We start from the raw sequence: 11,132 nt of genomic DNA on the forward strand, positions 1-11,132 counted from the left end.
CAATTGGTATGACCACTCGAGGGGGAGAAGATTACAATAATAAATGTGCACTAAAGTTGCAAGTAACATTATGTCGAAATTAATTATCATAATATTCGTTCATTTCTAAAAGGGTCTAGAATCTCAAAAGTATCACATTTGAAAAAAGTGTTTTAAGTTTCTACATAGCAAAAATGATTTTATTCCGTGATAAAAGTATAAGCAATGTACAGTATAATTTCATCTTTTGTAATCTTGTAGGGCCTTGCCGACAAAACTAGGAGATATTATGAAATTATTATCAAAAAGGTCATGGCAGGGTTAGCTTTAGGAACAATGAGTTTATCTATCTGGGCTCCTGTAAGTCAAGCAGCAACTCCAGAGAAAAATCAATATTATACTATTCATTTGACAGCTAATTCAAATATAGGGGATGAACTTTTATTGTTTACTTGTGAAAAACATAGTATTTAAATGAGGGGGAAGTAAGGTCCTTACATTCTATAAAAAGTAAATAATAACGAGGGTTTAACACTCTCTATCCGAAAGAATTTTCCTTCCTCAAGTATGTGCAAGAAAAGAGCCTAGCGTTAGGTCGTTCAAGATGTATGTATAAGATTATAAACAGACAATAGTGAAGAGGTGTACGGAATGAAAAATAAAATAATTAAAGGTTTTTTAATAACATCAATAGTAACTGGGGCGACTATTCCTATCAATACTCTCGCAATGCCAATCGTTCAGGCAGAAACGCAACAAGAGAATACGGATATTTCCTCATCCTTACGAAAATTAGGTGCACAATCTAAATTAATCCAAACATATATTGATCAAGCTTTAATGAGTCCTAATGTACAGCTTGAGGAAGTCCCAGCTTTAAATACAAATCAATTCCTAATCAAGCAAGATATGAAGGAATGGTCATCAGAACTTTATCCGCATTTAATTCTATTAAATTCAAAAAATAAAGGGTTTGTAACTAAATTTAATAGCTATTATCCAACATTAAAAGCGTTTGTAGACAATAAAGAAGATAAAGAAGGTTTTGTGGATAGACTTGAAGTTCTTCAAGAAATGGCTATGACGAACAAAGACATTGTACAACGTCAGATTAATGAATTAACAGATCTTAAATTACAGCTTGATAAAAAACTTAAAGATCTCGATACTGATGTGACAAAAGCACAGGATGTACTAAGTTCAGATGGAACAGGGAAAATAGACCAGCTAAAAAATGAATTAATAAATACAAAAAAAGAAATTCAGAATGATTTACAACAAATAGCATTGGTACCAGGAGCTTTAAATGAACAAGGATTTGTTATATTCAAAGAAGTCTATAGTCTTTCAAAAGAAATCATTGAACCGGTTGCTCAAGCAGGGTTGGCAGCGTATAACAAAGGAAAAGAAATTAATAACACTATTTTAGAAGCAGAGACAAAAGCAGAGCAAGAAGCGAAAGAAAAGGGTAAAACTGCTTTAGAGATTGAATCAGCGAAAAAAGCAGCTCGTGAAGCAATTGAGAAAAGCAAACAAGGTGAAATAGCTGCAGCTGCAGCCGCAAAAACGCAAGAGTATGACCTGATGAAAGCCATTGACACTGAAAAAATCAAGAAAACATTTGGTGCCTTCGCTGAAATGAATAAACTAACAGCAGAACAGCGAGCACATTTAGATGATTTAGAGAAACAAAACCAAAAGTTATATGATTTAACAACGAAACTATCAATAGCAGATTTACAAAAATCAATGCTTCTTCTTATGCAAAATGATTTGCATACGTTTGCAAATCAAGTAGATGTAGAACTTGATCTAATGAAACGCTATAAAGAAGATTTGAATCTAATAAAAAATAGTATTACAAATTTATCTACTAATGTTGATACTACTAACCAGGAGTCTCAAAAAGATACATTAAGAAGATTAAAAAATATGACAAGTTATCTTGAAGAACAGGTTTATAAATTTTAATATTAGGAATTTATAAAAACATGAAGGTTATAAGAATCTATCGAAAAATAGGGAGGAAAATAGATATGAAGAAATTTCCATTTAAAGTGTTAACTTTAGCCACACTGGCAACGGTTATAACTTCTACTACCGGTAACACTATTCATGCATTTGCACAAGAACAGACCGCTCAAGAACAGAAAATAGGGAATTATGCATTAGGGCCTGAAGGACTGAAGAAAGCATTGGCTGAAACAGGATCTCATATTCTTGTAATGGATTTGTACGCAAAAACAATGATTAAGCAACCGAATGTAAATTTATCCAATATTGATTTAGGTTCAGAAGGGGGAGAATTAATCAAAAATATTCACCTTAATCAGGAACTGTCTCGAATAAATGCGAATTATTGGCTAGATACAGCAAAACCGCAGATTCAAAAAACAGCACGTAATATTGTAAATTACGATGAGCAATTTCAAAATTATTACGACACATTAGTAGATACTGTACAAAAGAAAGATAAGGCAGGCCTAAAAGAGGGCATAAATGATTTAATCACTACAATTAATACAAATTCAAAAGAAGTTACAGATGTAATTAAGATGTTACAAGACTTCAAAGGGAAACTATATCAAAATTCTACAGATTTTAAAAATAATGTTGGTGGCCCAGATGGTAAAGGTGGATTAACGGCAATATTAGCAGGTCAGCAGGCAACAATTCCACAACTTCAAGCTGAAATTGAGCAACTCCGTTCTACTCAGAAAAAACATTTTGATGATGTATTAGCATGGTCAATTGGTGGTGGATTGGGAGCAGCTATTTTAGTTATTGCAGCTATTGGAGGAGCGGTAGTAATTGTCGTAACTGGCGGTACAGCAACACCGGCTGTTATTGGTGGCCTGTCGGCTCTTGGTGCAGCTGGTATCGGTTTAGGAACAGCAGCTGGTGTCACGGCGTCTAATCATATGAACTCCTATAACGAAATCTCTAAAAAAATCGGAGAATTAGGTACGAAAGCTGATCTTGCTAGCCAAGCAGTTATTTCGCTTACTAACGCGAAAGACACATTGGCATATCTGTATCAGACAGTGGATCAAGCGATACTGTCTCTAACAAATATTCAAAAGCAATGGAATACAATGGGGGCTAACTATACAGATTTACTTGATAATATCGACTCTATGCAAGAACATAAATTCTCTTTAATACCTGATGATTTAAAAGCTGCTAAACAAAGCTGGAATGATATTCATAAAGATGCAGAATTCATTTCGAAAGACATCGCTTTTAAACAAGAATAGAACTGAAAATTAAGACCTATATAGGAGGAATATGAAATGATGAAGAAAATCCCTTATAAACTACTCGCTGTATCGACGTTTTTAACTTTGACAACAACTTCTGTTGTTTCACCAGTAGCAACTTTTGCAAGTGGAATTGAACAAACTAACAATGGAGATACGTCTCTTTCAGCAAATGAAACGAAGATGAAAGAAACTTTGCAAAAGGCTGGGTTATTTGCAAAATCTATGAATGCCTATTCTTATATGTTAATTAAAAATCCAGATGTGAACTTTGAAGGAATTACTATTAATGGATATGTAGATTTACCTGGTAGAATTGTACAAGATCAAAAGAATGCAAGAGCACATGCTCTTACATGGGATACACAAGTAAAAAAACAGCTTTTAGATACATTGACAGGCATTGTTGAATACGACACAACATTTGACAATTATTATGAAACAATGGTAGATGCGATTAATGCAGGGGATGGAGAAACTTTAAAAGAAGGAATTACAGATTTACGAGGTGAAATTCAACAAAACCAAAAGTCTGCACAACAGTTAATACAAGAATTAACTAAATTAAGAGACGCTATTGGACAAGATGTTAGAGCATTTGGAAGTAATAAAGATCTCTTGCAATCGATTTTAAAAAACCAAGGAGCTGATGTTGAGGCCGATCAAAAACGTCTAGATGAAATTTTAGGATCAGTAAATTATTATAAACAATTAGAATCTGATGGATTTAATGTAATGAAGGGTGCCCTTTTTGGCCTACCGTTAATTGGTGGTCTAATAGTACTCGGAGCACAAGGTAATTTATCTAAGTTAGAGCCTACATTAGCAGAATTACGTCAGACCGTAGATTATAAAGTAACATTAAATCGTGTAGTTGGAGTTGCGTATATTAATATTAGTGAGATGCATAAGGCACTTGATGATGCTATTAACGCTCTTACTTATATGTCCACTCAGTGGCATGATTTAGATTCTCAATATTCGGGGGTGCTGGGACATATTGAGAATGCAGCCCAAAAAGCGGATCAAAATAAATTTAAATTCTTAAAACCTAACTTGAATGCAGCGAAAGACAGTTGGAAAACATTACGAACAGATGCAGTCACATTAAAAGAAGGGATAAAAGAATTAAAAGTGGAACCTGTTACTCCACAAAAATAGGGAAATATTAATTCTGTTGCAAAGTCACCTAAAACATATAGAATCTATGATTACGTTGTTAAATAGTAATACGACAATTAATAAATCCTTATACACCAGAAAGGCGGAGTCTCATTAATGACTTCGCCTTTCACTTATATAAGTTTCATCCAAAATAAAAAGATAACCTTGCAATTTTACTTGTTTTTTAAAACTTTGCAACAGAAGCGATTAATTGGGGACAGATTATATAGATTTGCTTGGTAATATCGATTCTATGAAACAATATAGATTCTCTTTAATACTTGATGATTTAAAGGCTGCTAAAGAAAGTTAGAATGATACTCATTAAAGATGTAGAACTCATTTCGAAAGAAATTGTTTTTAAAGAAGAATAGAACTTGAAATCAAACCCTATATAGGAGGAATATGAAATGCTGAAAAAAATCCCTTACAAACTACTCGCTGTATCAACGTTTTTAACTATGACAACTACTTATGCAGTCACACCAGTAGCAGCTTTTGCAAGTGAAATTGAACAAACTAACAATGGAGATATGTCTTTTTCAGCAAATGAAGAACAGATGAAAAAATCTTTGCAAGATGCTGTTTTATTTTTGAAATCTATGAATGAATATTCTTATTTGTTAATTAATAATCCGGATGTGAGTTTTGAAGGAATTACTATTAATGGATATGCAGATTTACCTAGTAAAATTGTACAAGATCAAAAGAATGCAAGAGCACATGCAGTTTCATGGAATACGAAAGTAAAAAAACAGCTTTTAGATACATTGACAGGTATTATTGAATACGATACAAAATTTGAAAATCATTATGAAACATTAGTAGAGGCGATCAATACTGGGAATGGAGATACTTTAAAAAAAGGGATTACGGATTTACGGGAGGAAATTCAACAAAATCAAAAGTCTGCAAAAGTATTAATAGAAGAATTAACTAAATTTAAAAATGCTATTGGAGAAGATGTTAGAGTATTTGGGAGCCATAAAGAGACCTTGCAGTCTATTTTAAAAAGCCAAGGAGCTGCGGTTGAGGATGATCAAAAGCGACTAGAGGACCTTTTAGGGCAAGTAAACTATCAGAAAGACATAGAATCTAAGGGATTGGACATGGTGAAAATCCCCTTTCTTCCCACATTGATTGCTGGTGGTATAATGATAGGTGATGCAAGAGGTAATTTAGGCTGGCTAGAGCCGGAATTAGCAAAATTACGTCAGAATGTAGATTATAAAATAACATTAAATCGTGTAGTTGGAGTTGCGTTTCATAATATTAGTGATATGCATAGTGCGATTGATAATGCTATTACTGCTCTTACTTATATGTCCACGCAATGGGATGATCTAGACTCTCAATATACGGGCGTACTGGGACATATTGATAAAGCTAATCAAAAAGCCGATCAAAATAGATATAAATTCTTAGCCCCTAACTTGAATGCAGCTAAAGACAGTTGGAAAACATTACGAACAGATGTTGTCACATTACAAGAAGGGATAAAAATTGCAGAGAAAAAAGAACAGGATTTTATGAATCAGCTTCGTCCATCAAACGTTTTCTATTTTTATAAAAAAATTCATAACGCATACACATTTGAAATAAAGACTGGAACAAATGCACCAAATGCATCTTATAAAGTTATGAATTTAACTAAAAACACTGTTCATAATATGTGGAGTGGAGGACCAAATACAAACATGTGGGCTGACTGGCTTTCATTCAATCCAAAAGATGAATTTGCAGTGGTAGCAGTAGTGGATGGGAAAGAATATGTTGTATATAAAGACAAAGTAGAAAATATAATGAACTGAACCCGAAAAGTTAGACAGAAAAATTACGCAGCAATTGGAGATGGTACACTAAACTGGACACTAAGTTCAGTGAAAAAGATGATTCAGAGAGTTCTGGTGCAAAGTTTTTTAACAGATAATAAGTTGGTATGATTGCAGATGGATTTTATGCAATCCTTAGTAATTGTTGTAATTGGTTCTGGTGCAAAAACTTAAGGACAATTGCAATGAATCTATAAAACTTGGACATACTGTTACTATTACTTTAGAAAGGGTGCGTGATTGGTATGGAAAAGGAAAATGTATTCAAATGGAAGCATTATCAGCCTGATATTATTTTGTTAACGGTAAGATGGTACCTACGGTACAACCTCAGTTTTCGTGATTTGGTGGAAATGCTAGAAGAACGGGGTTTATCCATTTCTCATACAACGATTATGCGTTGGGTTCATCAGTATGGTCCTGAATTGGACAAACGAATCCGTTCCATGCTAGGGTTCAAATGTTTTGACACAGCTACATCCATTCTTTCTGGAGTAGAAGCCATGCATATGATTAAAAAAGAGCAGCTTGATTTACGGGACCAGTCTGTCCAAAATCAGAAAGAATTCATCCATCAATTGTTTGGACTTTCAGCATAAGATACGATTTTGTTAGGAATATATGCGCTTTATTCTCTTTTGTTTTATTTTTGCACCAGAACCCTTTTTTTCTTTGTTATATAGAAATTATACATTAAACCAGTGAACATTCTAAAAAGACAAGCATATGATGAATTCGTGGGACGAGTTATCATATGAGGTGAAACTTGGAGCGCCATACTTATTGGTTGAAGGGTACCTAATGACGGGTACTCTTTTTATTTTGCACTTTTTAATAAGGACAAGCATATATTGGAGTATGGGATAGCCCCACTTCATATATTTGAGCACCTGCAATCGTAAGGTGCTCTTTATTTTGTACAAAATGGACATTTGGATAATATGTAGGAATACCTTCTTACTTGTCGAAAAATTATATAGACGAGAGGAGGAAAATAAAATAAAATGAAATTTGACTTTACTGAATTAGAGAGAGCATTACCAAAGGATGATTATGACCACTTTATAAGAGAGTTTAGTTCTGAACTGCAACAAAGTGTAATTAATATTCTTAAAAACGAAAATAACATTTTAAGCCCTTTAGCAGTTGGTACACAGCAAATGCCATTTAAAAGTAATATTTTCAAGACTAGGTTTAAAAGTATGGTTTTTGAAAAAATTGATAACGATACTATAAAGGTGTCGTTATAGAAAAAGAAAACTTGAATCATTAGTTCGTTATGTTAGGCGCTGCCGTAATCTGGGTAGCGTCTTGTTTGTTGTTAAGGAAAGATAAGGGGTGAAATAGATTTGAAACTTAAAGATTAGATAATAATATTGTTACTTTAAAATGCAGAAAATAGACTAGTAAACAAGCTGTTTTTGTTTTTTAGCATAGAATATGAGGAATCCTAGAGTTGAGAGGAGGTAATTATATTTATGGGATGTAATTGTAATTTCAGACATTGCAGAGATTGTAATAGATTTTGGGATGATTTAATGTTTTGCAGACGCAGACATAGAGATTGTGATGACCGTCGTTGTAGACGTGACCGTGACTGCGATTGTGATGAATGCCGTCGCAGACGTAATCATGATCGTGACTGTGATCGCGATAATCGTCGAGATTGGTAAATTCCTTTGAATGAGTGTGCCTCTTCACAGCACTCTTTTTTTGTTTATGGGTTTTCTAAATTAATACGTATTAAATACGAAGAATGTAGTTGCAATTCGATTTAAGGTCTAACAAAACAAACGAACACAACGAACGAAAATAGAGATAGTTAAATGTCCTGTTTAGGTCTACCCTATACGGACGTAAAAGAGTCAACGGATTTATCATACGATTACTTGGTGGATGGATACTAGACCAGGTGGTAAATGGTGATATGAATATATCAAAGTGAGATAATAGTTGAAGCCGTCCTTAATCGGGCGTCTTCAACTATTATCTAAATGCTTCCTTAGCTTTCTCTATTGAGTTCTGTTCCTCTTTTGTATTTGTAAATTCGATAACCATAACAGACAGTCCAAAACATAAACAAACAGCCTTTATCTTGCTAACTCTCACAAGAACTTACACTTTTGCTCTATCTGTATTTAACCTAGAATACAAGATTCTTTCATTTTTATTCCCGGCTATATTTGAAAAACTGTATGTTTTTTATCTCAAATCAATTATATCTATAAAATTAAGGAAAATTCTGTTATAAGATGCATCAGTGCAAGTTATTAAATTCTTTATCGGATTTATGTCAGTTACAGTCACATATCTAGTAAGCAAATGACCATCTCTATAATAAATAATCAATATTTTCTCTTCAGAAAGAAATGAACATAATAACTTGTTTTCAATAATTTCTTGTTCGTTTTGGGTTAATGTAGGGCGCTCCACCTTTGTTTGTTTTTTAACAATCTTACCAATACCGATGAATTTCTTCGGTATCGGAGCGAACGGAGTCCGCTTAACCATTCCTATTCCTTTTGGCATATGTGTATAGTTCATGCTGCATATCTCCCTAATTGCTATTAATAACTGTATCATTATATCAATTTTTGGAGATGTTAGGATTATTTATGTAATTATAAAATAAACATTTAGAGGTTTTTGGCTCCGTATAAAATAAACCCAATTTAACTAAGTATGATTTATATATATAGTAGGAGAAATTACTGTGGAGTCCCTTTGTAGGTAAGCGTGTTGTTGCTAAGGTTAATAATCTACGTTTCAATAATACCTTTCTGGGCAGGGGAAAGATGTCGCTGGAACTGTAAATATAGGTAAAGGGTTTATAATTGACGAAAAAGTAAAGGTCAACGATTCACAGCAATATAGAGTGCACAATAGTAAAGGGAAAATATACACTTCTACTTTTCTATTTTGATGAAGGATACATAATGGACTAGTTGACGTAAAATTCGATATAGGAAGTAACTATTCTACCCTTTTAACTGTTGTTAACAGTACAAATTAACTTTTCTAATACTTGAGCTACACCATCTTTATCATTGGTATCGGTAATGAAATATGCAGCATCCTTCAATTTAGGTATTGCATTTCCCATAGCAATTGGAAAACCAGATGTATAGAATAGCTCTAAATCATTCCAATCGTCTCCAAAGACCATTATGTTATCCATAGAGATATTATTTTGGGTGCAGATTTCCCTTACAGCTCGTTCTTTAGAAACACCTTTTGCCATGATTTGAGTTAAAGTTCCTGCATCGGTACATATAGTACTTACTTTATGTGCAAACTGTTTTTGTAGTTTTTCATAATGAGTATATTGTGAGATTAATAATTTTGAAGCACTAACTTTTTTTAATTCATTTAATGGAACTACAATTGGATTTACAACTGCATTCATGGTTTTGTTGTAATCCAATGTTTTATTACTGTACCATGTATCTTCCGATTCAACTGAGAGGCATGCATCAGCCTGGTGAGTAATAACAAATTCTATAATTTCATTTGTGATTGCTGATTCAATCGGGTAATGTTGTCTGTAACCTAATGCGTTATCCACTACCAAAGCTCCATTGTAGTAAATCATAGTTGCAATGTCTTGAAGTTCGTGAGGAAGAAAAACTTTGACTGATCGTGGCGCCCTTGCTGTAGCAAAAATAACCTTTAATCCTTTCTTCAGACACTCCAGTATAGCCTTTCTATTTCTTTCTGACACTTTCTTTTGTGAATTTAATAACGTACCATCTAAATCTAAAACGATTGCTTTAACCTCGGATTCTAATTCCATATGTATGTCCCCTTATTTACAGTATAAACTCCTCTTTTTTATGTTCTATATCAAGTTATAAATCCCTGTATATTCCATACATGTAAGGTTAACATAACGTATCATTATCAATAGTCAACGATGTATAAAATTTTCGTTATGGGGGTAATTAAAAATATTAGCTTGATGGCGATGGGGCGGTACCCCAGTAAGAAAAGAAATAGGAAAAACACCTTATTTCTTTTTATTTATATAATAAAATGCATTTATTAAGTCGAAAGTAATGATAATAATTAGAAGTAATAATTCTATAAGTGCTTCAGTCTTTCCATGTTGCAGAGACTTTATAAAGAAATCCCATTCTTTTTCATAGGGAGGCTGTACCCAATTTCGTTGCAGTCCTACATACATTCCATTTAAGAAAAAGACGATACTTAATAGAATCCTTCCAATAAATACGGCAGCTACTTTTATATTCCAATTCTTTATCTTGATTACATAAAGGAGTGGGAAAAGTATAAGCACCCAAAAAACAATAATATAGACTGTATTCATCATCCACTACTCCCAACAAAATGATTGTTTCTTAATCTTGGTGAATTTTCAGGTTGAAGGTATGTTTAAATGTTAATGGTGTTCAAATCGTTGTTGCACTTGCGAAAAAAAGGGGCCGGAATTCCGGCTTCTTTTCTATCTCTCCGTTTCAAAAAACTCAATCCACTCTCCATCAGGACCAGCAAAAAATATGTAACGTGTTCCATCTGGTAATGTTTCAATTTCTTCTCCTAGTAAAAATGTCACTCTGTGTTTCTGTAGTCTTTCGATTTCATCCTCTAATGAATCCACTTTAAAGCAAATGTGATGTACTTTTCCTTCTGCCGGAAGGGAAGAGTTGTAACCTTCAATTAGTTCAAGTATCGTTTCTTTCGATTCTTCCACACCTAAAAAAGCGAGTTTAAAGTCTGGATTTGGGTGCCCCATACGTTTAATGAGCTGTAAGCCGATTACTTCTTCATAAAATGAAATAGATGTTTCTAAGTTTGCAACCATAAGTCCAACGTGTTCGATTCGTCTAACTGGCATGTGGATTCCTTCTTTCTGAAAATTATATACAATATATTATTG

At 33.5% G+C, this 11,132-nt stretch carries 12 protein-coding genes and 1 pseudogene; 9 read left to right on the top strand and 4 right to left on the bottom strand.

Annotation, left to right across the window (positions count from 1 at the left end):
* Positions 1-291 precede the first annotated feature (291 nt).
* From AB3X48_RS12225 to AB3X48_RS12260, 8 genes are all read left to right on the top strand, one after another.
* Positions 292-453 (top strand): hypothetical protein, encoded by a 162-nt coding sequence (locus AB3X48_RS12225; RefSeq protein ID WP_154214316.1) that lies wholly within the window; start codon positions 292-294, stop codon positions 451-453.
* A 177-nt stretch (positions 454-630) separates the two neighbouring features.
* Entirely contained in the window at positions 631-1,950 is a 1,320-nt protein-coding gene (gene hblC, locus AB3X48_RS12230; protein WP_016105350.1) for a hemolysin BL lytic component L2, read from the top strand.
* A gap of 65 nt (positions 1,951-2,015) precedes the next feature.
* Positions 2,016-3,236, top strand: coding sequence for a hemolytic enterotoxin HBL lytic component L1 (gene hblD / locus AB3X48_RS12235; RefSeq protein WP_002120795.1), 1,221 nt, complete (start codon positions 2,016-2,018; stop codon positions 3,234-3,236).
* Positions 3,237-3,272: 36 nt separating this feature from the next.
* Positions 3,273-4,400, top strand: a complete 1,128-nt coding sequence (hblA, locus tag AB3X48_RS12240; RefSeq protein ID WP_002161212.1) for a hemolysin BL binding component B — start codon at positions 3,273-3,275, stop codon at positions 4,398-4,400.
* Positions 4,401-4,813: 413 nt separating this feature from the next.
* Positions 4,814-6,214: a hemolysin BL regulatory component HblB gene (gene hblB, locus AB3X48_RS12245; protein WP_016105349.1), complete on the top strand. Its 1,401-nt coding sequence runs from the start codon at positions 4,814-4,816 to the stop codon at positions 6,212-6,214.
* Positions 6,215-6,480: 266 nt separating this feature from the next.
* Complete coding sequence (locus tag AB3X48_RS12250; RefSeq protein WP_367959587.1) at positions 6,481-6,834, top strand: hypothetical protein; 354 nt, start codon at positions 6,481-6,483, stop codon at positions 6,832-6,834.
* 405 nt (positions 6,835-7,239) lie between these two features.
* Positions 7,240-7,485 (top strand): hypothetical protein, encoded by a 246-nt coding sequence (locus tag AB3X48_RS12255; protein ID WP_016105347.1) that lies wholly within the window; start codon positions 7,240-7,242, stop codon positions 7,483-7,485.
* 228 nt (positions 7,486-7,713) lie between these two features.
* Entirely contained in the window at positions 7,714-7,908 is a 195-nt protein-coding gene (locus AB3X48_RS12260; protein ID WP_080017270.1) for a hypothetical protein, read from the top strand.
* A 529-nt stretch (positions 7,909-8,437) separates the two neighbouring features.
* Here the strand turns inward: AB3X48_RS12260 and AB3X48_RS12265 are convergent.
* Complete coding sequence (locus AB3X48_RS12265) at positions 8,438-8,779, bottom strand: YolD-like family protein (protein WP_002161228.1); 342 nt, start codon at positions 8,777-8,779, stop codon at positions 8,438-8,440.
* 173 nt (positions 8,780-8,952) lie between these two features.
* Between AB3X48_RS12265 and AB3X48_RS12270 the strand changes: the two are divergent.
* Positions 8,953-9,158, top strand: a pseudogene (locus tag AB3X48_RS12270) (N-acetylmuramoyl-L-alanine amidase); the annotation flags it as partial.
* Between the two features lie 63 nt (positions 9,159-9,221).
* Here AB3X48_RS12270 and AB3X48_RS12275 read toward each other — a convergent pair.
* From AB3X48_RS12275 to AB3X48_RS12285, 3 genes are all read right to left on the bottom strand, one after another.
* A complete protein-coding gene (locus AB3X48_RS12275; RefSeq protein ID WP_016105346.1) occupies positions 9,222-10,028 on the bottom strand; it encodes a Cof-type HAD-IIB family hydrolase in 807 nt (268 codons plus the stop codon).
* A 213-nt stretch (positions 10,029-10,241) separates the two neighbouring features.
* Complete coding sequence (locus AB3X48_RS12280) at positions 10,242-10,565, bottom strand: hypothetical protein (RefSeq protein WP_256416143.1); 324 nt, start codon at positions 10,563-10,565, stop codon at positions 10,242-10,244.
* Positions 10,566-10,697: 132 nt separating this feature from the next.
* Positions 10,698-11,090 carry a VOC family protein gene (locus AB3X48_RS12285; protein WP_367959590.1) on the bottom strand — a complete coding sequence of 131 codons (393 nt, stop codon included), beginning with the start codon at positions 11,088-11,090 and terminating at the stop codon, positions 10,698-10,700.
* Positions 11,091-11,132 lie beyond the last annotated feature (42 nt).

This window comes from Bacillus sp. S4 (genome assembly GCF_040838205.1).
Lineage (GTDB): Bacteria > Bacillota > Bacilli > Bacillales > Bacillaceae_G > Bacillus_A > Bacillus_A cereus_U.